The organism is Agreia sp. Leaf335 (genome assembly GCF_001423605.1).
Classification (GTDB): domain Bacteria; phylum Actinomycetota; class Actinomycetes; order Actinomycetales; family Microbacteriaceae; genus Agreia.
In genome coordinates this window covers 142,086-167,120 of the sequence record NZ_LMOQ01000004.1, presented here as the reverse complement: position 1 = coordinate 167,120, position 25,035 = coordinate 142,086, and the positions used below count along the sequence as shown (strand labels likewise).

Annotated in this window: 15 protein-coding genes; 5 read left to right on the top strand and 10 right to left on the bottom strand. The window is 66.6% G+C overall.

What is annotated here, in order from left to right:
* Positions 1–28: 28 nt before the first annotated feature.
* The 6 genes from ASF79_RS17215 to ASF79_RS15170 all read right to left on the bottom strand — a co-directional run bounded on the left by ASF79_RS17215 (position 29) and on the right by ASF79_RS15170 (position 14,148).
* Positions 29–2,611, bottom strand: coding sequence for a LamG-like jellyroll fold domain-containing protein (locus ASF79_RS17215; protein ID WP_082495963.1), 2,583 nt, complete (start codon positions 2,609–2,611; stop codon positions 29–31).
* Positions 2,612–2,698: 87 nt separating this feature from the next.
* Entirely contained in the window at positions 2,699–9,202 is a 6,504-nt protein-coding gene (locus ASF79_RS15190) for an immunoglobulin-like domain-containing protein (protein ID WP_082495962.1), read from the bottom strand.
* 136 nt (positions 9,203–9,338) lie between these two features.
* On the bottom strand, positions 9,339–10,379 hold the full coding sequence (locus ASF79_RS15185; RefSeq protein WP_082466434.1) for an ABC transporter permease subunit: 1,041 nt from the start codon (positions 10,377–10,379) through the stop codon (positions 9,339–9,341).
* Positions 10,376–11,443, bottom strand: coding sequence for an ABC transporter permease (locus tag ASF79_RS15180; protein ID WP_055782759.1), 1,068 nt, complete (start codon positions 11,441–11,443; stop codon positions 10,376–10,378). The genes ASF79_RS15185 and ASF79_RS15180 overlap by 4 nt, the downstream gene beginning before the upstream one ends.
* Positions 11,443–13,032, bottom strand: a complete 1,590-nt coding sequence (locus tag ASF79_RS15175; RefSeq protein WP_055857244.1) for a sugar ABC transporter ATP-binding protein — start codon at positions 13,030–13,032, stop codon at positions 11,443–11,445. The genes ASF79_RS15180 and ASF79_RS15175 overlap by 1 nt, the downstream gene beginning before the upstream one ends.
* A 120-nt stretch (positions 13,033–13,152) precedes the next feature.
* Complete coding sequence (locus ASF79_RS15170; protein WP_055782762.1) at positions 13,153–14,148, bottom strand: ABC transporter substrate-binding protein; 996 nt, start codon at positions 14,146–14,148, stop codon at positions 13,153–13,155.
* Between the two features lie 414 nt (positions 14,149–14,562).
* Here ASF79_RS15170 and ASF79_RS15165 point away from each other — a divergent pair, with 414 nt between their 5' ends.
* Together ASF79_RS15165 and ASF79_RS15160 are read left to right on the top strand one after the other, a co-directional pair.
* Positions 14,563–16,107 (top strand): sugar ABC transporter ATP-binding protein, encoded by a 1,545-nt coding sequence (locus ASF79_RS15165; RefSeq protein ID WP_055857241.1) that lies wholly within the window; start codon positions 14,563–14,565, stop codon positions 16,105–16,107.
* Between the two features lie 48 nt (positions 16,108–16,155).
* Entirely contained in the window at positions 16,156–17,220 is a 1,065-nt protein-coding gene (locus ASF79_RS15160; protein WP_200933589.1) for a LacI family DNA-binding transcriptional regulator, read from the top strand.
* Here ASF79_RS15160 and ASF79_RS15155 read toward each other — a convergent pair.
* Genes ASF79_RS15155 through ASF79_RS15140 form a run of 4 tightly spaced genes read right to left on the bottom strand, consistent with a single transcriptional unit; the run spans position 17,192 to position 20,924 of the window.
* Positions 17,192–17,857 carry a DUF1345 domain-containing protein gene (locus ASF79_RS15155; RefSeq protein ID WP_082495961.1) on the bottom strand — a complete coding sequence of 222 codons (666 nt, stop codon included), beginning with the start codon at positions 17,855–17,857 and terminating at the stop codon, positions 17,192–17,194. The genes ASF79_RS15160 and ASF79_RS15155 overlap by 29 nt on opposite strands.
* A complete protein-coding gene (locus ASF79_RS15150; protein ID WP_055856477.1) occupies positions 17,854–18,264 on the bottom strand; it encodes a hypothetical protein in 411 nt (136 codons plus the stop codon). Before ASF79_RS15150 ends, ASF79_RS15155 begins: the two co-directional genes overlap by 4 nt.
* 42 nt (positions 18,265–18,306) lie before the next feature.
* On the bottom strand, positions 18,307–20,082 hold the full coding sequence (locus tag ASF79_RS15145) for a putative bifunctional diguanylate cyclase/phosphodiesterase (RefSeq protein ID WP_055856474.1): 1,776 nt from the start codon (positions 20,080–20,082) through the stop codon (positions 18,307–18,309).
* Between the two features lie 2 nt (positions 20,083–20,084).
* A complete protein-coding gene (locus tag ASF79_RS15140) occupies positions 20,085–20,924 on the bottom strand; it encodes an alpha/beta fold hydrolase (RefSeq protein WP_055856471.1) in 840 nt (279 codons plus the stop codon).
* 194 nt (positions 20,925–21,118) lie between these two features.
* On the opposite strand from ASF79_RS15140, the gene ASF79_RS15135 reads away from it, so the two are divergent.
* Genes ASF79_RS15135 through ASF79_RS15125 form a run of 3 tightly spaced genes read left to right on the top strand, consistent with a single transcriptional unit; the run spans position 21,119 to position 25,026 of the window.
* The gene (locus ASF79_RS15135; RefSeq protein WP_055856468.1) at positions 21,119–23,311 is read left to right on the top strand and encodes a glycosyltransferase; all 2,193 of its coding nucleotides are present in this window, start codon (positions 21,119–21,121) and stop codon (positions 23,309–23,311) included.
* Positions 23,308–24,603: a glycosyltransferase gene (locus ASF79_RS15130; protein ID WP_055856465.1), complete on the top strand. Its 1,296-nt coding sequence runs from the start codon at positions 23,308–23,310 to the stop codon at positions 24,601–24,603. Before ASF79_RS15135 ends, ASF79_RS15130 begins: the two co-directional genes overlap by 4 nt.
* 24 nt (positions 24,604–24,627) lie before the next feature.
* Positions 24,628–25,026 carry a phage holin family protein gene (locus ASF79_RS15125; protein WP_055782779.1) on the top strand — a complete coding sequence of 133 codons (399 nt, stop codon included), beginning with the start codon at positions 24,628–24,630 and terminating at the stop codon, positions 25,024–25,026.
* Positions 25,027–25,035 lie beyond the last annotated feature (9 nt).

The window sequence follows — 25,035 nt, the reverse complement described above, 5'->3', positions numbered from 1 at the left end:
CCTTCGGTTGGAGGTCAGACAAGAGGGACTACGCGGAGCGGCGGCGCCGGCGCACGACGACCGCGATGCCGGCTGCGAGCAGCAGGGCCGCGAGCGACACGATTCCGGATGCGCCGAACCCCGTGGCGGCGAGCTTGTCGCCGGCGGCCGTCGACCCGGGGGTGGATGCCTCCGGTCCGGCCGTTCCGGGCTGGCCGGTTCCGGGATCCACGGGCACGACGACCTCGCCCGCGGCGACGCGCACGGTAGACGTGACCTCGATCGCGGTCGAGCTGAAGAGCTGCTTGTCGGCCGCGTTCCACGCGGTCGATCCGGCGGCTCCGGCCCAGTCGTTGAGATTGGAGCCGAGCGAGCGCACCACTCCGGTGACCGTGTAGTCGCCGGCGGTCGACGTGTCCACGCCGGAGAGATCCCAGTCGACGGCCAGCTCAGCCGTTCCTCGCGCATAGGCCAGGTTCACCGCGGCCGTCGCCGGCAGCGCGGCGGCGACCGCGTCAGCCGTCGCACCCTGGCTGACGCTCGCGACGCCGAGCTCCGTCGAGACCGCCGACGTCGCATCCGCTGCCCGCACCGTGTCGTACTGCGCCTTCGTCAGCGAGATGATGCCACCGTGCTTCGTGCTCGGGGCCATCTCGAAACCGGCCGCGGTCAACTGCGACCAGCCGGCATCCAGATCGTTCGTCACCATCGGCCGGTAGCCGGTCGTCGGAATGACGTCGACGTACAGGTACCACGTGTCGTCGCTGTGGCTCTTGAAGACGGCCGGACCTTCGACGCCGCCCTCGTTGCCTCCCGCCCAGACCGCGCCGATCTTCGTCTGCAGCGTCGTCCAGGTCGTTCCGGCCTCCCACCAGCGGGGCGCCTCGGTCGACTCCATGTAGATTCCGTTGCCGAACGAGTTGTCCTTCGTGATCCGGTAGGTCGTGCCGTCGTTCTGGATCATCGTGGTGTCGATCGCGTTTCCGCCGGTGTTCACGAAGTCGCCGCCGAAGGAGTAGCTGCCCTGCGTGAAGTCGGTGGTGGCACCCCAGAGCACGCGGTTGTACGACGCGGTGTCGTGGGCCGGGTCGTCGTTGGGGAACACGTTCGATGCCCAGTACACGACGAAGGCTCCGCGGCCGTCGGGGTAGTAGTCGTCGACCCAGGTCGCCTCGGGTGCCCAGGCCATTCCGAGCTGTGCCGCGGTGTTGCCCGCGGCGTCGGCCGCCATGTCGATCTGGCGCAGGTCGCCCCACGTCACGAGGTCCTTCGACTCCCAGATGTTGAGCTTCGTGCTGGCGTTCTTGGTCCAGTGGCACCAGGTGGTGCAGTTGCCCGAGCCGTTGTCGCCGCCGAAGACCCGCAGGTCGGTGGCGATGATGTAGTACGTCTGGGTCTCGGGGTTGTAGGTCAGGTACGGGTCGCGCACGCCGGTCGTTCCGAGGTCGGAGGCCAGAATAGGCACTCCGCCGTTCAGCGGATCCCACTGCTCGGGGTTGTCGCCGCGCGACACGTCGAGGTAGATCTTCTCGGCGTAGCCCTCCGAGTCCTCGATGAAGTGCACCATGAGGTAGCCGTAGTCGTCGGCCTGGGCGGCCAGCGGCGTCACGGTCACCGCGACCTCCTTCGAGGCGGTGATTCCGCGCACGGTGGCCGTGGCGGTGAGGGTCCCGCTGAGGGCGGGCTCTCCCGCCGCCGGCTGCACTGCCGTGGCGGTCACGCCGTCGGCGGCGATCGCGATGCCGGGCGTGTTCGAGGCCCAGCTCACGGCGCCACCGGATGCGGGAAGCACGAGCGAGCTGTCGTCGATCGTGACCGGCTCGATCGAGTCGACGAGAGACTGCGCGGCCGCGCCGATGCTGTCGGCGTGGGCGAGGGCATCCTCGTCGGAGACGTCGTCGACCTCCTCGGCTGTGAGGGCCCGGTCGTAGACGCGGAATGCGGCGACCTCTCCCTTGTAGAAGGGGTCGGGCCACGGCGAGCGCCCGATCGTGTTGAGCGACTGGTCGGTGATGGATGCGGGGGTCAGCGACGTGTCGGCCTGGCCGACCCGGGTTCCGTCGACGTAGTACGTGATGGTGCCGGCTGCGCCGTCGATCACCGAGGTGAGGCTGTACCAGCGGTTCGCGTCGAGCGCGCTGGTCGACCGGGCGTTCACCTCACCGCCGCCCGAGGTGGTGGTGATGGCGGTGCGGGTCGTGTCTCGCGCGGTGGCGAACCAATACGCCGCGTTCGTGTCATTACCGATGTTCCACAGAAAGTGGTTGGCGGTCTTCATCGACGGGTCGATCTTCGCCTCGGTGGTGATGGTCGCCGACGTCTTTCCGGCGAGGATGCCGTCGGGCAGCTCGACCCAGTTGGCCTGGCTGTTCTTCGCGCCACCCGTGAAGACGAGCGAGTCGCCCGTCCACTGAGCATCGGTTCCGTTCACCACGGTGGCTCCGGCGACGGCGCCCGCCCCGGTGGCGGTGTTCGCCACCGCGTTGCCCGCGATCTGCGTGAAGAGGTATTCGCCGATCAGTCCGTCACCGGGGGCGGCGGCGTTCGCCGCGCCTCCCAGCGACAGTCCTGCGCCGATCACAGCGAGCGACACCGCTGCGGCCGCTCCCCGCTTGAGAAATGTGGAGATCATCGAATGCCTTTCACTCGTCGTCGAGTCGTGCGCGAACGTTCTGTGTGGTTGTTCTGCGTGGATGTGGTTGTGGATGGCGTACCGAGATCAGACACGTCGGCGGCGCAGGAGGAACACGGCTCCGCCGGCGATCAGCAGCGCGAGCGCTCCGAGCCCCGCGAACAGTGCGCCCGATCCGGTCTGACTGAGGGAGCCGCCGGGGCCACCGGCGCCGGGAGCTCCGGCATCCGGAGCACCGGGTCCCGCAGGCACCGCCTGCACGGTCAGCGCCTTCTCCGCGAGAGCTCCCGACGTGCTTCCCGCAGCGCGCACGGTGTGCTCCCCGGCGGGTGTCGTGAGCGGGATGCGCACGGTCGCCGTGAAGCGTCCGTCGCTGTCGGCGTCGGCCGAGCCCAGGAACACCGGGTCGGAGAACAGGGTCAGCTCGACACTCTCGCCCTCTCCGAATCCGCGACCGGTCACCGTGACCGTGTCACCCGCGACGACACTCGACGCGCTCAGGGCGATCGAGGCATCCGGTGTGTCGGGGCCTGACACGACGACCGACAGCGACCCTGTCGCCGAGGTGTTGCCTGCCACATCGACCGAGCGGTACTCGAGCAACGTCGAGCCGACTGTTCCGAAGCTGAGCGGCCCGCCGTAGGCGGCCCACTCCCCCGCGTTCAGGCGGTACTCCAGTGTCGCCACGCCGCTGGTCGCGTCGGATGCCGACAGCGTCACGACGACGGGCTGCTCGACCGTGCCGACGGCAGTCGACGGCGAAGCGAGAGCGCTGACGCTCGGTGCCGTGCGGTCGACGGGCAGGGTGATCGAGCCGACAGACGACTCCACGGGAACGCCGGCGACGCTCGCCCGGTATTCGAGAGTGCGGGTGCCGTCTTCGGCGAGCGAGATCGGCGCCGTGTAGGCCGCCCACTCGCCGCCGTCGAGGCGGTACTGCAGATCTGCCGGCGCATCCGAGCCCGGTGCGAGGGTGACGGTCGGCGCCGTGCGGTACCAACCCGCGGAGCCATCCGGTGCGCCCGGCGCGGTCGTGGCGATCACGCTCGGAGCCTCGGGGTCGACGTCGTCTCCCACGACGACGCGGATCTTCACCGCGGCGTTCTCGGGAGCCAACTCCTCGTCGGCAGCCATCGCGAACACCGGCAGACCGGCGGCCGTCCAGTGCACCAGGGCGGCGCGGGCGTGCCTGCGGGGGTCGAACAGACCCGCATCCGTTGCCTCGCCCGGGTTGGACGAGTCGTTCACGGTGCGCGAGTGGTAGACGATCACGGGGTTGCCGAATTCGTCGACGGTGAACGAGTTGTGGCCGGGGCCCACCTGTCCGGGAACGTCGTCGGTCGTGAGCAGCGGGTAGGGGTTCTTCGCCCACGACGCCGGGTTCATCAGATCGGCCGCAGCATCCGCAGTGAGCACGCCCACGCAGTACTTGTCGTCGACGGTCGCCGCCGAGAAGGCGATGACGATCTTGCCGTTCTTCTTGATCACGGCCGGGCCCTCGTCGATCGAGTCGCCGTTGTTCTTCTCCCACGCCAGGGTCGGCGCGGAGAGCAGAATCGACTGCGAGATCAGCTGATTCGGGTTCGCCGGGTCGATCTCGGCCATGCGCAGCGTCGATCCGATGGCGGGCTTCTCGGCCCAGACCACGTAGTGCTTGCCGGCCTCTTCGAAGTGCGTCATGTCGAGCGAGAAGCTCGTGAATGCGGAGCCGTCTCCGGCCGCCGCCTTCACGTAACCGAGGCTCGTCCAGTTCGCCGGATCGAGCGCGGCGTCTCCGCCGAACTCGTCGCCGGTGAACTTGAGCATCGCGGGCCGGATGTCGAAGCCGCTCGTGCGTCCGGCCGTGAACAGGATGTACCAGTCGTCACCGATCTTCTCGAGCTCGGGTGCCCAGATATACCGGTTGAGAGCAGAATCGGTGTTCTCGTGCCAGATGGTGGTCTCAGGCGCGTTCTTCAACCCCTGGATCGTGTCCGCGCTGCGCAGCACGATGCGGTCGTAGCCGTTCGGGTCGTCGGCACGGGTCATCGGGTAGGAGCCGGTGAAGTAGTACTTGCCGTCGTCTCCGAGGGTGACGTCGGGGTCGGCGCGGCGCTCCACCAGCGGGTCGGGGAAGGTCGGTCGCGTGACCGTTCCGTCGACCGTGTAGGTGCCCGGCTCGGCGGTGCTGAGCGCGGCCACGTCGTCGGCGTTCCAGTCGACAGGCATCGACGAGGTGTCGCCGCTCGAGTATTCGACCGTTGCCGTCTCGGGCAGCACCGGGGCCTCCCCCACACCGATCTTCACGTCGCCGAACGACTGCACGCCCGTGTTCACGACGCGACCGTAGGCCTTCTGGATGCTCGCGTACTCCGCGGCGGTCACGCCGATGCTCGAGGCTCCGGATGCTCCGGCCGGGAAGTCTCCTGAGCTGTCGGGCGCCGCAGGCGTGAGCGCTGTGGCCCCCGCCGGCGAGCTGAACGTCACGAAGTCAGAGGTCGTCACCTCGAAGCGTGCACCGCCCTGAGCCGTGTAGCCCACGCGGTAGCCGCCGATCCCGTTGTCGTACACGGCCGAGACGTCGGTCGCCGAGACGATCGAGGGAACGAACGACACGAGACGCTCGTTCGTGAACGACGTCAGGTCTGCCGAGTCGTAGACGTAGAGACGCGACCCCTGGCCGTTCTCGATGGCGACGAGACGGAAGGTCCCGTCGGGTGCGCGAAGCAGCACGGGAGGCCCGAACTTCGTCGCGCCGAGTGTCGGATAGAGGATCCCGCGTCCCTTGTTGAGTCCCGTGTAGTCGCCGTCGGAAACCGAGGGCGAGTCGGAAGCCGCGAGGTGCAGCACGTCGGTGCGGTTCGTGTCGCCGTCGGTGATGTACGAGCCGATGCGACCGGTGTCCTGCGCCAGCACGGTGACCGCGAACTCGCGGGTTGCGGTGAGCTCGCCCAGTGTGAAGGTCGCCGTGAGGGTGACCGGCTTCTCCGCCGGCGCCCGGGTGACCGAGCCGTCGGTCGCGATCGCCGCCGCATCCAATGTGGCCCACGAGACGGCGACCTCGCCGATCGACGTGCGCAGCACGATGTCGTCCGTCACGCGGGTGATGGCCAGCTCGTAGCCGTTCGCGGCCACGGTCAGGTTGTTCTGCGGGGTGTCGGCGAGAACGATGAAGGGGAATTCGCGGGTGACCGTCTTGCCGGCGAGCGTGAGCGTGGCCGTGAGCGTCACTGGCACGTCACCGTCGACTGTCGGGCGGGTCACCGTTCCGTCGGTGGCAATCGTGTCGGGCCGGGTCGACGCCCACGTGATGGTCGAGCCGTTTGCACCCCGGGCCGCGAGGTCGCGGTCGGTCGTGATGGCTCCGGAGCCCGGGTTGAGCGCTGCGGCGTCGGCCTCGAGCGCGGCCTGCACGGTCGCCTCATCGGCCCAGGCGTAGTACTCGCTGGCGATCGAAGCGTCGTCGAGCGCACTCGTCCACACCTTCACATCGCGCACGCCGCCCTTGTAGAGGTCGTCGGGGTACGACGACTTGCCGATGTATGACACGAGGTTCGAGCCGAACTGGCTCACCGTTCGTGTGGTCGAGACCGATCCGATCTTCTTGCCGTTGAAATAGCCGGTGATGCGGTTCGGCTCGATCACGGTCGTGTACAGGCCCCAGGCGTTGGATGTCGCGGGTCCCGCGATTCCCTGGCCCGCGTTGGTGGGCGAGATGCCGGCCTCGGTGCCCCACGGGGAACCGGGCGAGCTGCCGTTGGTGATCACCGACTTGAACAGACCGCTCGGGTTCTTGGGATTCAGCAGCCAGTACTGGGCCGGAGGGTTGCTCGCGGAGCCGAAGAACATGGCCGCGTAGTTTCCGGATGCCCGATCGTTGCGCAGCCAGGTCGAGATGGTCAGGGTGTCGCGGCCGTCGAACAGGCCGGTGGGCAACTGCACGTACGCTCCGCTGCTGCCGCTCGAGCCGCCCGGAAGAGCGAGCTCGGGGCCGGTCACCTTGGCGCCCGTTCCCTTGATCACACCGTCGTTCCCGTAGGGAGACGAGTCGGGGACGGTCGTGCCGGTTGTCTTCGAGAAGTCGTAGTGCAGACGCAGATCGCCCTGTGCTGCGGCGACCTTGATCGTGGCGGTGACGGCACGGGCGACACTCGTCACCTCGCCCTTCACGGTGATGGTCTGCGCGGTGTCGGCGTAGCCGGCCGGAGTCTTCTCCCAGGTGACGGGCAGGTCCTGCTGCGAGCCATCCGCGAAGACCACCGTGGCGGTCTTCGGCAGAGCCGCCTCGGTGCCGACCTGCGTGGTGAGTGACACGGGCTTCACCTCGGTGACAGCGGGGAGCATCGCGTCGAACACCCGCTTCTGTTCCTCCGCCGTGATGGGCAGAACCGTGCCGTGTCGGGGTGCCGGATTCGGCAGCGTGTAGTTCGCAGGAATGGTCCAGTCCGCATCCGCCCCGAGCTTCTTCGAGAAGAGCGGAATGTACTTGCGACCGCTGAACTCGTCGACGAAGAGGTAGTAGCCCTTGCCGTTCACGTCACCGGGGTTGGCCTTGACGATGGTCGGGCCCTCCACGGCTCCCGTTCCCGCGTTCTTGCCGATGCAGGTCTCCTGCAGCGCCCAGGCGCCCGTCGTCGAGGTCTTCGTGGTGACGGCGAGCAGATCGGTCGACGTCTCTTCGAACACGTCGAGGCAGCCCATCGACTGCGCCTCGTCTTTCGTGAAGCGGTGATAGGTGTCGCCCTCTTTGATCACGGTGCTGTCGATGCGCGAGACACCCGTGTTCTGCCAGACCTTCGCCTCGGTGAACGTCTGGAAGTCGCGCGTCGTGGCGTACATCATGACGTTCGGCGCAGAACCGGTGTGGTTGGGGTCGTCTGCCGCGTAGATCTTCGACGCCCAGAACACGACGTAGGCGCCGAGAGATTCGTCGTAGAACGCCTCGGGCGCCCAGGTGTTTCCTGCCGTGTCGGGCGAGACCTGCACGTGGCGCTGCTCAGACCAGTTCACGAGGTCCGTCGACTCCCACACCTCGATGAACTTGCTGCCGGTGCGCTGCGAGGCGTCCCAGCTCGTGCCGCCGCCGATCGAGAGATCCGTGGCGATCATGTAGAACTTGTCGCCCTCGGGAGAGCGCACGATGAACGGGTCGCGCAGACCCGTGGTGCTCTTCGTCGAGGTGATGGCGGGCTTGCCACCGTTCAGGGCGAGCCAGTTGCGGGCGTCGTTGCCGGTGCTGGCTCCGAAGTAGATCTTCTCGCCGGCGACGCTGTCACCGGTGAAGTAGCTGAACAGGTACGACTCGTACTCCTGCTTCGCCGGCAGGGCCGGAACCGTGGCGGCGAAGGTGCGCGTCAGAGCGGCCTCGCCCTTGGTGGCCGTCGCCGTGAGAGTGACGGATGCCGCAGGGTCGCCGTGTGCGGGGCGCGAGACGACACCGTCAGTTGCGATCACCTGCGTGTTCGAGGAGCTCCAGACGACGTCGACTCCGGAGACGCTGGAGGCGGGCAGGGTGACATTGCCCCGCACGTCGTCGAGCCCGTGCACGACGATCGCGTCGAGCGCCAGCTGGGCGGCATCGCCGTCAGGCGATGCGGTGGCCGCGACCGTCACGGGAATGGTGCGGGTCACGGTGGCCGCACCGGCCGTGATCGTGGCGGTCAGGTCGACCGTTTCAGTGGATGTCGTGCGGGTCACCGCTCCTGCCGCCGAGACGACGGCGGGGTTCGACGACGCCCAGGTGATGGTCGACCTCGCGGGGCCGCTGACCGGCAGCGAGAGGTTGCCGGTGACGGCGGAGACGTCTCCGAGCGCGGTCTCTGCCCAGATGGCATCGGAGGTGGCGATGGCGGTCGCCGACTGCGTGCTCAGGTCACCGACCTCGGCCGTGGTCAACGCGCGGTTGTAGATGCGGAAGTCGCTGACGACACCCTTGAACGAGTTGTCGAGCGCGTAGGCCGAGCGGCCGATGTAGTTGCGCGTGGTCTTGCCCGCGCCGAGCTGCGCCGGCGTCACGTCGACCGCCGTGTTCTGCGCGACCTGGGTGCCGTTCTCGTAGAGCGTGCCGACCTTTCCGGTCTGTGTGTAGGTCAGACGCTTCCACATGCCCTTGGCCAGGTTCTGGTCGCGGCCCTTCGAGGTCTCCTTCTCGCCGCCCCACGCCGCTGCGGAGATAACCGAGCGGTAGGGAGTCGAGGTGGTGAACAGGTAGCCGTTGCCCGACTGCGGAGTGCCGACGGCCTCATTGCCGAGGTTGTACAGAAAGTGGTTGCCGGTGAGTGCGGGGTCGATCCAGGCATCGAACGAGACGGTGATCGAGTCGAGCCCCGCCGTCAGGTCATTGGGGAGCTTCACGGCGTTGCCGCTGCTCGAGGCGCCTCCGCCGAAGACGAAACCGTGTCCTGCATTCCACCCGGGGGCACCCTCGACGGCAGCGGTGCGTCCGTTGCCCGACGAGTCGGCCACGGAGGTGCCTTCTGTCTCGTCGAGCTTGTACCAGGCGACCAGACCGTCGTCGATCGACGCCGCCACCGCGGGTGCTGGAGGCGCGGCCAGAAGGGTACTGAAGGCGACCGCGAAGGCGGTCAACATGGCGATTCGGGATTTCAGCATGAACTCACTCCGGTGTGGGTTTTCGCGGGTCTTGCGGGGTATTTCTCGGCAATTGCGGGGCCTCGTGCCTGATTTCGAGCGCACGAAGGGCAGGGATCGCACCGCAGAAGCGGCGCGACCCTGGGTGACGGGCTTCTCAGGTCTTGCGTTTGCGCGAGACGACGAGCCTCTGCAGCAGCACGAACACCAGCAGGATCGCGCCGGTGATGATGGTGGTCGCTTCGGGCGGAATGCTGCCGTCGCGGGTGATGAGAACGTTCATCAGACCGAGTACGAGAGCACCGATGACCGAGCCGAGCACGAAACCGGCACCACCCGTGAGGAGTGTTCCGCCGATGATGACGGCGGCGATCGCGTCGAGCTCCCAGCCGACGCCGGTGATGTTCTGGGCGATGCCGAGCTTCGAGGTGTAGACCACGGCCGCGAGACCGGCGAGGGTTCCGCTGATGATGTAGATCGCCAGCTTGGTGCGCACGACGGGGAGGCCCATCAGCGTCGCCGACTGCTCGGATCCGCCGATCGCGTAGACCGTTCGACCGAAGCGCGTCTTGTGCAGAACGTAGAAGGCGACGATCACGACGACCGCTGCGATCACGACGTTCGGTGTGGTGACGAGGTCGTTGATCTTCGGCCCGTCGATCACCTTGATCTCGGTCGACAGCGCACGGATGGGCGACTCGTCGGCCAGGCGCTCCGGCGTCGTCGAGAGCATGGATGCGAGACCCCGGGCCAGGAACATCATCGCCAGTGTCGCGATGAACGGTTGCACGTTGAAGTACTGGATCAGGATTCCCGATGCCGCGCCGAAGACCGAGCCGATGAGGATCATCAGGACGATGACCACGAACGGGTTCCAGCCCGCGTTGGCGAGCATCACCCCCACGAGGCTGCTGATGGCGATGATGGCGCCGACCGAGAGGTCTACTCCACCGGTGAGGATCACGAAAGTGAGTCCGACCGCCAGGATGATCAGGTAGGCGTTGTTGATGAAGAGGTTCGACAGCGTGCTGAATTGCAGGATGCGACCGTAGGCGATCTCGCCGTAGATGATCATGCCCACGAAGATCACGATCGCGGCCAGTGTGGGCAGCGTCTCGAGGTTCGGCTTGAGGCGGTTCACGAGAGACGGGGTGTGCGGGCTCTGCGGCGCGCTCGGGCGTTCGATGACGGAGGTCATGCCGACACCGCCTCCTTTCGTGGCGTGCTGGTTCTCGCACGACGCTGGCTGAAGAGTGCGCGAACCCGCTGCGACTGCAGCAGGCAGATCGCCACGATGACGATGGCCTTGAACGCAGGTGTCGCCGACGACGGGATGGCGAGGAACACGATGGTCTTGTCGAGCGTGGCGATCAGAAGGGCGCCGATCACACTGCCGGTCAGCGAGAACTTGCCGCCGGCCAGCGAGGTGCCGCCGATGACCACGGCGAGGATGGCGTCCATCTCAGACGAGAAACCGGTCTTGGCGACCTCGACGGTCATGACGCTGGCGGTGCTGAAGATGCCTGCCACGCCGGCCAGCACGCCGCTGAGGATGTAGACGAAGATGAGCAGGCCCACCGGTCGGATGCCGGCCATGCGCGCCGCCTTGGGGTTGATGCCGATCGACTCGATCATCAGGCCGAGTGCGCTGCGGCGTACGAGCAGGGCGACGAGCGCCACGATCACCGCACCGATGATGAAGACGACGGGGAACCCGAGGACGGTGCCGTTGGCGATCCAACGGAAGAACTCGTTGCTCGCCGACGTGTTCTGGCCGGAGGTGATGACCTTCGCCAACCCTCGACCGGCCAGCATCATGATCAGCGTCGTGATGAACGGCTGGAGTCCCACGATCGAGACGAGGACACCATTGATCAGGCCGAGGAAGGCGCTGATGCCGAGGGCGAGAGCGATCGCCATGAGGGCGGACCCGAGCGATCCATCGCCCGCGTCGTGCATGAATTCCATCGACACGGCGCCCGAGACGGCCATAACCGACCCGACCGACAGGTCGATGCCACGCGTGGCGATCACCAGTGTCATGCCCACGGCGATCATCATGATCGGTGCGCTGGCACGCAGGATGTCGATGAGGTTTCCCGAGAGATCACCGGTGACACCGTTGACGGAGATGCCGAGGTACGTCGGGTCTTTGATGAGGTTGATGATCAGCAGCAGTACGAGGGCGGCGATGGCCCAGATGTAGGGCTGCTTGATGCTGGTCTTCACGAACGAAGACGCGGCCGATGGGGTGTTCGACATCAGTTGGTGCTCCCCTCGGTGGCGAGAGCGGCAGGCTCCGGCTCGAATGCGTCGACGCCCCGCGTCTCCGCCCCGTCCGATGCGATCAAGTCGACGATCGTGTCGGCGGTGATGTCTGGCCCGTTGATGATCTCTCCGATCTTGCGGTGGTCTTTCAAGACCACGATTCTCTCGCTGAGTCGCACGACCTCTTCGAGTTCTGACGAGATGAACACGACAGACATGCCCTCTTCGGCCAGGGTCGCGATCGCCTCTTGGATCTCTGCCTTGGCTCCGATGTCGATGCCGCGCGTGGGCTCGTCGAGAATCAGCAGTTGAGGCTTCGTTGCGAGCCAACGACCGAGCAGAACCTTCTGCTGGTTGCCGCCGGACAGGTTTCTGATGGGTCGCTCCGGGTCGCTCGGTCGCACATTGAGCTCGACGAGGTACTTGTCGCACAGCTCCTTCTGCTCGCGCTTCGAGAGTGGGCGGGCCCAGCCGCGCCGGGCCTGGACGGCGAGAATGAGGTTCTCGCGCACGGTGAGGTCGCCGACGATTCCCTCGTCGCGACGGTTCTCCGTCGAGAAGGCGATCTTCGTGGCGAGTCCGGCAACGGGGCTGTGCACCTCGGTGTTCTTGCCTCCGATGGTGACCTCTCCCGAATCGGGGCGGTCGGCGCCGTACATCAGACGGCCGAGTTCGGTGCGGCCGGAGCCGAGGAGTCCGGCGAGGCCCACGACCTCGCCCGGGTAGACGGCGATGTCGACGGGTTCGATCGAACCCTTTCGGCCGAGGTCTGTGGCGCTGTAGAACGGCTGCTCGCCGCTCTCTCGCGCATCCCGCCGTCTGTTCGAGCCGAGCGAAGCGAGAGTCTCGAAATCCTTGCCGATCATGAGCGAGATCAGCTGGCTGCGACCCAGATCGCGGGTGAGGTGCTCCCCCACGAACTCGCCGTTGCGCAGCACCGTGAGGCGGTCGCTGATGGCGTAGACCTGGTCGAGAAAGTGCGAGACGAAGAGAATGGCCACGCCCTGGTCACGCAGGCGGCGCATGACCGTGAAGAGGCCCTCGACCTCGTTGGCGTCAAGGCTCGAGGTGGGCTCGTCGAGGATGAGCACCTTCGACTTCGCCACCATGGCGCGGCTGATGGCGACGAGCTGCTGCAGGGCGAGTGAGATGCTCGACAGTGGCTGGCGGGGGTCGAGATCACCCAGGCCGAGGCCGACGAGTGCCTCGTGCGCGGCCTGGTGGGTCTTCTTCCAATTGATTCCGAAAGCGCCGCGGATCTCGTTGCCGAGCATCACGTTCTCGCCCACGGTGAGGTTGTCGCAGAGGTTGACCTCTTGGTACACGGTCGAGATACCGGCGCTCTGGGCGTCTGCGGTTCCCGAGAACTGGCGGGGGCCGCCAGAGACGAGGATGCTGCCGGAGTCGATCTTGTACACACCGGTGAGTGCCTTGATGAGGGTGGACTTGCCCGCACCGTTCTCACCCATGAGGGTGTGCACCTCGCCCGGGTACAGCCGCAGCTGCACGTTCTGGAGGGCTTTGACGCCAGGGAACTCGATCGAGATATCGGTCATCTCGACGATCGGCTCTGTCGCTGCCATGTCTGCCTGCTCGTTCTGCCGTCTGCCGGCCTCGTCTTTGAGTCGCGTGGATTCTCCCACGCGGGAGCCCATTCGGTTCCCCGAGCCGGGTGGCTCGGGGAACCGAATGAGCGGGGTGAATTAGAACTTGCGGTCGGGCAGCGCCGTGGTGGCGGCCTCGGGCGAGTCGAAGGTAACGCTGGGAACGACGATGTCGGACTCGACCTTGTCACCGGCGAGGGCCTTGTTCACCACGTCGATGGCCGTGTCACCGAACAGCGGGTTGTACTCGGCGACGAAGCTGAGACGACCTGCTGCGAGGGCCTCGAGAGCGGCCTTCGTTCCGTCGATCGTGATGATCTTCACGTCGGTGCCGGGCTTCAGGCCCGCCTCTTCGACGGCCAGTGCGGCGCCGAGGCCCATCTCGTCGTTTTGTGCGAACACGAGCTGGACGTTGTTGTTGTTGGCCTTGAGGATCGTCTCGAAGACGCTCTTCGCCTCTTCGGTCGACCAGTTGGCGGACTGGCTCTCGAGCTTGGTGAGCTTGGAGTCGATCGTCTCGTCCCAACCCTTGTTGCGGTCGTTCACGACCGACAGTCCGGGAGGTCCTTCGAGCACGACGTAGTTGCCGCCGTCGGGGAACTGCTCGTTGGCCCACTCGGCGGCCGAGGCGCTGATGCCCACGTTGTCGGGAGCGATGTGGCTCGTGTAGAGCTCGGTGTCGTTCGGCTCGATGCCGCGGTCGAGCAGCACGACGGGGATCTCGGCCTCCTTGGCGCGCTCGAGGATGCTCTCCCAGCCGGTGGCCTCCGTGGCCGACAGCAGGATCGCGTCGACGTCTTCATCGATGAACGAGGTGAACGCCGTGATCTGCGAGTTCTGGTCACCGTTGGTGGCCGGAGCGTACTTCAGCTCGAATCCGTTCTCCTTCGAGAACGAGTCCTGGATGTTCTTCTCGTTGGCCGTGCGCCATCCGCCCTCGGGGCCGACCGCGACGAACCCGATGGTCTTGATGTCGTTTCCGTCGCCCGAGGCGTCGTCTCCGCCGCCGCTTGCCGAGCAGGCGCTCAGGCCGAGGGCGAATGCCCCCACCAGAGCGAGGCCTGCGATGGACCTGAATCGAGGTGCCTTGAACATTGATCTCCTCCTTGAGACCCGTCGGCTAGGGAGTTGCCGACGGAGTGAATGTGAACCGTGATTGATGCAATGGGCTTTGGTTGTGAGGGCTAACAATTCGCTTGGCCGGGCGGCTCTCCAGGGGAGCTTGTCATCTCGTCCCTGAGATCCTTCGGCGTTTTGTGAAAAGTTGTTAGCGCTCACAGTTTGCTTAGCCGAGACGATATCCGCGTCCTGATCCTTGTGTCAAGCAAGTGCAGCCATGGCCTTGGTAACGAATCTGCAACGGAGCCAGGGCCGTCGAATCACCGGGCCCGGTAAGTCGTCTCGACTTGTGCATGCCAAATGTGAGCCCTAACATTCCCCGTGGGAGCACGCGTCCTCGCGTGCACGAACGAGGAGGTTCGCTGTGATGACTCCTCGCTGGAGGCGAGAGTGAACGAGGCCGAGCCCGTCGTCCGCTTCACCGACGTGTCGGTCACTTTCACCGCTACGAGAGCCCTCGACGGCGTCGACTTCCGCCTCTTCCCGGGCGAGGTCCATTCGCTCATGGGTGAGAACGGCGCCGGCAAGAGCACGCTCATCAAGGCACTCACCGGTGTGCAGCCGATCAACGGCGGAACGATCGAACTCGACGGCAGGCCGGTGTCGTTCTCGACACCGGGAGCGGCCCAACGCGCCGGGATCAGCACCGTCTACCAGGAGGTCAACCTCCTGCCCAATCTGTCGGTCGCTGAGAACGTCATGCTCGGCCGCGAGCCCCGTGGCCGCTTCGGCGGCATCGACTGGCGCACCGCCCACGAGCGAACCAGAGAGCTGCTGGCGACGATGCGGCTCGACATCGATCCCCGGTCGATGCTCGCCGACCACTCCCCCGCCGTCCAGCAGCTCATCGCCATTGCTCGAGCAATCTACGTCGAGGCTCGCGTGCTCGTGCTCGACGAGCCGACATCCAGCCTCGACAACGATGAGGTCACCGAGCTCTTCCGCATCATCGCCGGCCTCAAGGAGTCCGGCGTCGCGATCCTCTTCATCTCGCACTTCCTCGACCAGGTCTACGAAATCTCCGACCGCATCACGGTTCTGCGCGACGGTCGCCTCGTCGGCGAGTACCTCACCCCCGATCTGCTTCGCATCGATCTGGTGCAGAAGATGGTCGGCAAGGACCTGCCCGCATTGACCACCATTCGAGAACACACCAGCAACAGCGATGTCGAAGAGGGTCTCTCTGACGAAGAACCCCTGATCAGCGCCATAGGACTCGGCCGCCGAGGAGCGATCGAGGCCTTCGACCTGCGCGTCTACGAGGGCGAAGTCGTCGGCATCGCCGGTCTCCTCGGCTCGGGCCGCACCGAACTCGCTCGGCTGTTGTCCGGCATCGACCGCTCCGACAGCGGTGAACTGCTGATCGACGGCCGTGCCGAGAAGCTGACGAACCCGCGCACAGCCATGCAGCACCGCATCGCCTACGCGTCCGAGAATCGCCGCACCGAGGGGATCATCGGCGATCTGTCTGTGCGCGACAACATCGCCCTCGCCCTGCAGGCCGACATGGGGTGGTTCCGGCGCATCCCCCGCCGTCGCCAAGACGAACTCGCGGCGAGCTACATCCAGGCCATGAATATCCGGCCCGCCGACCCCGACGCGCTGATGGGCACACTGTCGGGAGGAAATCAGCAGAAGGTCCTGCTCGCACGGTGGCTGGCCATCGCGCCGCGACTGCTTGTGCTCGACGAACCGACGAGGGGAATCGACGTCGGAGCGAAGGCCGAGATCCAGACCCTCGTCTCGGATCTGGCCGACAACGGACTGTCTGTGGTCTTCATCTCGGCCGAGCTCGAAGAGGTGTTGCGCATCAGCCACCGCGTCGCGATCTTGCGTGACAAGAGAAAAGTCGCCGACCTCGAGAACCACGACCTCACGGTGGCGCGACTGCTCACGATCATCGCCGAGAACTCAGGCGACGGCGATGATGACTGATCGCGCTCTCTGGTCGACTAGTGTTCGATTCACGACACGATCACGGGCGTGTCGCTGGATAAGGTGGACTACGTGACGGAAGAGGCGCCGCGCCAAGCGACGATCTTCGACGTGGCCCGACTCGCGGGCGTGTCGCATCAGACCGTCTCCCGGGTGGTCAACGATCTGCCCAACGTGCGGTCCTCCACACGCGTGCGGGTCGAAGAGGCCATCAAGAAACTGCGTTACGTGCCCTCCCCCGCGGCCCGGGCATTGGTCACGCGACGCTCGAGAACCATCGGGCTGATCGCCACGGGCGGGCCTGAGTTCGGGCCGTCGTCGACGGTTCTGTACTTCAACGCGGCGGCGCGCGATGCTCGCTGGTCGGTCTTCACCGCAAACATGACCGACAGCGATCCCGGTTCGATCCGAGGGGCGGTCGAAGCCTTCCTCCGCCAGAACGTCGAGGGCATCGCCGTCATCTCGGGCCATGAGGGTTCGGTCGACGTAGTGGCCGGCATGGAGTTGACGATTCCCCTCGTCGCCCTCGAGGCGACCCCTCATGCTGGACTCGCCACGGTGGGAGCGGATCAGTACAACGGTGCTCGTAACGCCGTGCAGCACCTCATCCGATTGGGTCATCGCGGCATCGCGCATCTCGCCGGCCCGGCAGACTCGGTCGACGCGCGCGAGCGCGAGCGCGGATGGCGCGACGAGCTGGGCGCGAACGACCTGTCTGCTCGGGTGATCGGCGTCGGCGACTGGTCCCCGTCATCCGGTCACCGATTCGGCGAGGCCTGCGATCTCACGGGACTCACGGCGATCTTCGCCGCCAACGATCAAATGTCGATCGGCTTGATCCATGCCCTGAACGAGCGTGGATTGACCGTTCCGGGCGATATGAGCATCATCGGATTCGATGACATTCCCGAAGCGGCATATGTCTCTCCCCCGCTGACGACAGTGCGCCAGGATTTCGAGACGATCGGTCGCGACATGCTCAGCACGCTGCTGGCGCGCATCGATGGCGACCGCGCGACCGAGTTGCCCCAGTCGCTGCCTGAGCTCATCGAGCGCTCGTCGACAGGGCCGGCGTCGCCCGCGCTCAGTTCAGCAAGCTCGATACGAGGTTGATCGTCGAGGCGACCACGACCACGCCGAGCAGGAACGACAGCAGCGCATGCCTCAGAGCCTCCGCGCGCAGAACCGAGCTCGTGATGTTGGTGTCCGAAACCTGGAATGTCATGCCGAGGGTGAACGCCAGGTAGGCGAAGTCGAGATACCGCGGCGACTCCTTCTGGTTGAACTCGATGCCGGCCCCGCCGGCGCGATAGTAGAACCCCGCGTAGCGCAGGGTGTACAGGGTGTGCACCAGCCACCACGACGCCGCCAGTGTGGCCAGGGCAGTGGCGATCAGCCCGAGCGTGGCTCTCTCGCCGAGCTTTCCCGCCTCGATCAGCAGCAGTGCGATGGCGCCGAAGCTGGCGATGCTCGCGAGGATCAACAGCGTCTGCGCCAACCGCTGCGACGGATCCTCGCGACTGGCATGCGCAGCCGTATCGGCGGCATCCAATCGCAGAACCGACGACCACACCCAGACGGTGAAGGTGCCCGCGGCCGCTATCCAGCCGACGGCGGGCGCGAACACCCATGAGCCGACGAGCCCCGTCAGCGCGCAGACGACGATGAAGATGACGAGCACGACGGTCGCGCGCACACCGGCGCGATGCCAGAAGCCCGTGAAGTCCTTCGACCGGCTCTCGTCGCTCATGTCGTGGGCCTGATTCGCGACATCGCCCGATCGGCCGCGGCCTCCGGCTCGCTCGAGACCAGGATGCGCATGCCCGGTTCGAGCACGACGACCTGGTCCGCGTAACGAGCCGCTATCGACGCCCGCTCCCAGATGAGGACGCACTCGAGGGCCAACTGGGTGGTGATGGCCCACGGCTGTCTGGTCGCGAGAAGCGTGAACGAGCCCATCGTGTATCCGCCGAGCGCTGCCAGTTCGCCCTGGAGGCCGGCCATGCCGACGACCTCGAGGTCTACCCGGGGCAGGGTAGACGTCTTCTGCCCGAGGAAGGTGGCGACGAACAGGCGCGCGGCCAGGTCGAGCCTGTCGGCGAGCAGAATGCCGCGTGGCCCGTCGTACGGGGGAATCGGGGCGTCGGTCACGGGCATACGCATGACGCTACAGCCTGCGGACGCCGGTCGGGCTGAGCGTCAGATCGACGGTTGCCACGTATCCAGAGAGTCGTCGCGGAGCGGCTTGGAGTAGAAGTAGCCCTGGATGACGTCGCAGCCCATCTCAGCGAGCCGATCCAGCTGCTCGCGCGTCTCGATTCCCTCGGCGACCACGGAGAGGCCCATGGCATGGCCCACATCGATGCAACTCGCGACGATGGCCTCGTCCTCGGCGGAGTCGCCGAGCCCGGCCACGAATGAACCGTCGATCTTGAGCTCGTCGACCGGAAAGTCCTTGAGGTAGGCGAAACCGGCGTGACCCGTGCCGAAGTCGTCGATCGAGAGCCGTACTCCGTGGCCGTGCAGCAGCTCGAGGTTGCGATGAGCGCCAGGGCTGTCTGTGATGAGGCCGGTCTCGGTGATCTCGAGCGTGAGCAGGGCGGGGTCGAGACCGCTCTCGGCGAGCAATTCGCCGATCACCTCGGCTAGGCGCGGATCGCCCAGTTGGCGGGCCGACACGTTGACCGACACCGTGATGGGCGGCGCATCCGCAGACGCGTTGAGCTGCAGGCACCTCTCGATCGCGACGCGACAGGCCCACGCACCCAGCTGATTCACGAGACCGGACCTCTCGGCCACGTCGATGAATCCGGCCGGCCCGATCACGCCGCGTTCTGGGTGGTCCCACCGCATCAGTGCCTCGTAGCCGTGGAGCCGCCTCGTCTCGAGATCGAGCTGGGGCTGGTATTCGAGGCGGAACTGTCCATCGGCGAGGGCGGCTCGAATCTCACCCAAGAGGCGGATCTCGTTGATCGCCGAGTCGTCGAGAACCGAGGTGAATCGTTTCCACCGATTGCGACCCGTCGCCTTCGCCTGGTACATCGCCGACGTGGCCTGTCTCACCTGCGTCTCAGCGAGGCTTGCGGGCGCGATCCCTCCGGCGGTCGTGATGGGACTCTCCGATGCCCCGATGCTCGCGGTGACCACGATGTCGAGGTCGTCGACCAGGATCGGCGCACTCACGATGTCGAGAAGCGTGTCCGCGAAGGACACGCCGCGAGCCGATCCCGGTCCGACCACGACGAACTCGTCGTCTCCCACTCGAGCGCAGAGAGAGCCCTCGTCGGTGAGAGCCAGCAGGCGGTCTGCCACCGCCTTCAGCACTTGGTCTCCGGCCGCCTGCCCGAGGCTCTCGTTCACGACCCTGAAGTGGTCGAGTCCGAGAACGAAGGTCACGAGGTCGCAGGCGGGCGGGGCGTTCCTCACCATGTCGGCCAGCCGCGGCATCAGACCGACGCGGCTCAGCAGAGACGTCAGCGCATCGAACTGGGCTGATCGAGCGAGGTCGTATTCGGCCTCCCGCCTCAGCGCGTCGGCTTTCTCGGCGTGCCGCACCGCGCTGATGAGATGCTCCTGCTCCGCCGTGCGCTCCCGGCGGGGCGTGAAGAGAAAGACCGTCGTCCCGACCAGAGATGGGGCTTCTCCCGCCTCAGGCCGCTGATTGACTCGTGAGGCCGAGAGGTGAACGGGCCGCGCGACGCGGTCCTTGCCGAGCACATTGAACGACAGATCGGAGACGCGCCCGTCGAGAAACAGCAGCGGCATCGCGCGCGCTGAGAAAAGGATGCGGTCGGCGGCCGGAAGGAGACGAGTGAAAGAGGTCCCGACCAGCTCTTCTCGAGAGAAGCCGATCCACTCCAGCATGTGATCGTTGATCTGCACGATCGTGTTGCTCGAATCCGCGATGACGATACCGCCCGGACCCGCCCGGAACAGGGTCTCGTAGTCGACCGCGAGAGGCACGTCTGTCGCCACGGTCAGCGCTCGTCGAGAAAGTGCAGGATCGCGCGGGAGGTCTCGTCGGGTGCGCTCACCTGCGGCACGTGCCCCTCCGCCTCGAGAACGACGACCGATGCACGGGGCATGTGATTCTGCATGTACTCGCCCACGTGGAGTGGGGCGAGGGAATCGTTCGTGCACTGCACGATGAGAGTGGGCACGTCGACGCGTGGAAGCAGGGGGCGCACATCCGACAGGAACGCGACTCGGGCGAACGTGCGCATCACGCGAGGGTCGACCTGACAGAAGCTCTGCTCCAGTTGCTCGGTCAACTCCGGCACAGCCGGGTTCTTCATGATCACCGGGGCCATCATCGCGGCCCAAGCAAGATGGTTGTCATCGAGCGAGTCCATGAGGCCGTCGATGTCTTCCCGGGTGAATCCGCCCTCGTAACCCGTCTCGTCGTCGTCGATGTACGACGGAGTCGGCGCGAGGAGGACGAGATTGCGAAAGATCTCGGGAGACTTCACCGCGGCGGCGATGGCCAAAAGCGCCGAGAAGCTGTGCGCGACCAAGGTCACGTCGCTGAGCTGCAATGCGTCGCAGAGCTCCAGGAGATCGTCGACATACTGATCGAGCGTCGAGTACTTGACGGCGTCGTAGTCTGCGAGGGATGACCTGCCCGACCCCACGTGATCGAACAGAACGATGCGGAATCGCCCTTCGAAGTAGGGCAACAGATGGGAGTACATGGTCTGGTCGCAGCCGAAACCGTGCGCGAACACCAGGAGCGGTGCGTCATCGGGGCCGGAGATGTGCACATTGTTGCGAGCCATCACCTCGGCCGCGCGAGCCGAAGCGTTACGCGTGAGTGCCATAAACTCCACCTTCGCACATGCGAGGCGCCCAGAGAGGGCTTGACGGCTGCCTGTCAATGGCATTGCAGCTCGAGAAGAAGTCGCGTGTACTCGGAAACGTCCGAGTCCGATCCGTCGCCGCGACGGCTCCGAATAGACCCGAGACATATCTTTCTCACGAATTCGGATCACCGCACCATGGAAACATCCCCGCGATGGAACTGACCGCCGCCCTCGACCGTCTTCGTCGAACTCCGTTTCTCCTCGACGTCGTGCGTGCCGCCGATGATCTCGCGCTGACCGCGTCGCGCGCGGGCGGTCGCCAGGCCGTCGGCATCCTGCGTCGAGCGATCGACGACGAGCAGAACCAGCTCGTGGCGATCGCCGCGGTGCACGCCCTCGGTCGGGTCTTTGACGACGAGGCCGACGACGCCCTGTCCGAGCTGCTGTCGAGCGATCGCGCGTTTCTGAGAGAGCACGCCGCCTGGGCCTTCGGCAGCAGGCTCCCGCGACTGGATGCCGTCTCGCGTCTCGTGGGCTGCGTCGTGCAGGCGGGCTTCACCGGCATGCTCGCCCAGCGCACGCTCCAGCAGTGGGCAGTCTCGGCTCCGGATCAGATCGCACTGGCGCTCGAGGGTGCCCTCGTCGCCGAGCGCGAAGTGGGCGCGCGCACCCGGGTCGTCGAAACCCTCGGCCTGGTCTCCGGCCGGGTGGCCGGGCGCGCCCTGCGCGAACTGGCTACGGACTCTACGGAGCCCGATGACGTTCGCATCGCCGCGATCGCCGGCCTGGGCGACCGACGCGGCGACGAGCGTGGCTTGAGCCTCGTCCGCGAACTCGCCTCCATCGACAGCGATGCCGGAGCGAGCGGTTCGCGAGCGATCGCCGACGCAGCCCGACTGGCCCTGATCGATCTGGGCGACTCGCCCGCCGCCATCCGACTCGGTGACGGGCTCACCGTGGCGCAACTGTTTCTGCACGCCGACATCGACCGCGGGCTCACTCGCGCGGGCGCCGGTGACAACGGGGGAGTGGCCACACTCCTCGTGCGTCTCGGTGACGCCCTCGCGAATCTCGACGGCATCGAGCGCGTTCTGACCATGTCTCGCGGAGACGCCGGCGCCGCGGCCGACAGCCTGCTCGACCTTGCGGCGCGCACGGGTGCCGACCACGACTTCGTTCCCGTTCCCCTGCTCTCAGAGCCCAGCCCGCAGGCCCGCTCCTGGCACACCAGGGTCGCGGCCGAACGCGGCATCCGTCGCGCTCTCATCGCGCTCGGCCCCGTCGACGTGCTGCATCTTCGGATGGCCGATGTCGGCAGCATGGCCGCGTCGAGCGTGGCCCGCGAGTTGAACATCCCCGTCGTCTTTACCCTCGCGCCTGATCCGCACGGCGTCATCCGCGCACTCGACGTCGCCGGCTCGCTGACGGCCGCCAACTTCGGCGACGTCGATGAGCACGAGCACTACTGGTTCCGGCATCGCCTCGTGTCTCGGCTGGCAGCTGACGCCGAGCACACCGTGCTGTTTCCGCGGCCCGCCGTGCGCGACGAACTGCAGGAGCTGCTCGGCATCGACATCGACGAGTCGCCCGAGCAGTACACCGTGGTGCCCGAGGGAATCGACCTCGTCACCATCGACGATGCTCTCCTCGAGGTCGAAGCACGCAACGGCACCCGTGCGGCCGACGAGCACGCAGCCATCGATGAGCTCGATGCGCTGATCGTCGCGCTGCCAGAGCACCGTCGGGGTCTGCCGATCGCTCTCAGCGTGGGCCGTCTGCACCGGGTGAAGGGCATGGCCACCATTGTCGAGGCCTGGGCCACGGATCCCGCCCTGTTCGAACGCTGCAACCTCGTGATCGTCGGCGGAGACCTGCTGGCCCCCTCGGCCGACGAGCAGTCGCAGCTCGACGCCATCGACCGGGTGCTGCGTGAGAACCCGCGGGCCGCCGACGGCCTCGTTCTCGCCGGGCATCGCCCCAACGACGTCGTGTCACGCTGGCTCGCGGTGACCCGCCTTGGATCAGGGGACCTCATCGGCGCCTCCGGCATCTACGTGTGCGGCAGCCTGAAAGAGGAGTTCGGCATCGCGATTCTCGAGGCCCTCGCGGCAGGACTCGTCGTGGTGACGCCCGATGCGGGAGGACCCGCGACATATGTCGACGACGGCGTCACCGGCATCCTGGTCGACACCGGATCGGCGACGGGAGTGCGTCGGGGAATGACCGAGGCTCTGCAGATCGCCGCACGCGACGACGCTGCCCGGGTCGACGCGGCCCGAGGCATCGTTCGGGAGCGGTTCACGGTGCAGGCCATGGCCACGGCTCTGGAGCGCGTGTACATCGGCGTGGCCGAGAAGAGGCGCCTCGAGGGTATGTCTCTGTCGAGCACGGGCAACGCGTCGTGACGCTGCTGGTCATCAGCCCTGACTACGCCTCGCATCTGCTGCCGCTCGCGACGCTTGCCACGGCCTGGCGCGACAGGGGAGACGACGTGGTCGTCGCATCCGGGCCTGCCACCTCGTCGATCGTCTCGTCGTTCGGCTTTCGCGGCACGGAGTTGCGGCTCGGCCGCGGCTCCAATCCTGGAACGATCCGCGCCGAGGAGCAGCCCGAGGGCGAAGACGACTCCTTGCGAGGGTTCTTCGACGCCACCCGTCGGGGACTCGTCGACACCCTCGCCTATCAGGCGTCTCAGCGCACGACCGATCTGCTCTGGCAGCCGCTCGACACCGCGAGCGCCGTTCTGAAGATCGTCGACGACGTGAGACCGGATGCGGTGATCGTCGATCACCTCGCCTTCACGGCCCGGCTCGCACTGCAGGCCGCGGGCGTGCGTCACGCCGATGTCGTGCTCGGCCACCCGACGGCGCTACCCATAGCCGGTGAGGTATATGGGCATCCGACCTCGTGGCCTCGAGCCTTCGACCCGGATCGAGACGCGCTCGAGCGCCTGCGCGCGAGCTGCGTGCGCGTGCGCGACCGCTTCACCGAACAGTGGAACGAGGCGCTGGCCGTGTTGAATGCCAGCGCGGCTCCGTCGCAGGACGCCTTCGCCGAGCACGGCGACACTCTGCTGCTCAACTACCCCGGTCAGCTGCACGCCCCCGAACGCACGGCTCTGCTTCCCACCCATGCCTTTCTCGGCTCCGCTGTGCGCGACGAGCCCGTCGACCCCGAGGTCGATGCCTGGCTCAGCCGGGGAGGCGCACCGATCGTCTACGTGAGCTTCGGCAGCTTTCTCTCTGTTCGCGCCGATGTCTTGGCGCGGGTGGCGGATGCGCTGAAGCCGCTCGACGTGCGTGTGGCGTTGGCCGTCGGCTCGGCCGACCGCGACGAGCTGGGCGAGCTGCCCGACACCTGGCTCGTGCGAGAGTTCCTGCCGCAGGTCACCATCCTGAAGCACGCCGTGCTCGCGGTGACGCACGGCGGCAACAACAGCGTCACCGAGGCGGCCACCGCCGGGGTACCCATGCTGGTGCTGCCCTTCTCGACAGACCAGTTCGCGGGAGCCGAAGCCATCGAGACACGCGGCTACGGCCTCGCGCTCGCCCCCAACACGGCATCGGTCGACGAGCTGCGGTCTGCAGCAGCGTCGTTGCTCGCCGATACTGCGGTCGACGACCGCAGTCGCCTGCTGGGCGCCGAGTTGCGCGCTGTCCCCGGCCGAGACAGGGCGTACGAGGCGCTGTCGAGCTAGCCGGTGAACTGGAATACTGGGCGCATGCGCAGATTCCTCGTCTCTCTGGTGGCCAACGCGATCGCCCTGTGGCTGACCACGCTCATCGTCACGGGCGTGACCGTCGACCCCTTCCAAGACGACACGATCGGCACGATTCTCTCGTTTCTGTTCGTGGCGCTGATCTTCGGTGTGGTGAACGGCATCGTCGGCACGGCGATCCGCGTCGTCGCGTTCCCCCTGTACATCCTCACCCTCGGCCTGATCTCCCTGGTGGTCAACGCCCTCCTGCTGATGCTGGCCGCGTGGTTCTCGCAGCTCTTCGGCTTCGGCCTGAACGTGGAGGGCTTCGGCTGGGCGGTGCTCGGTGCCCTCGTGCTCGCCATCCTCTCGGCGATCATCGGCTCGATTCTTCGCCCCCTCGCGGGGCGCGACAAGGACTGACACCAGAGC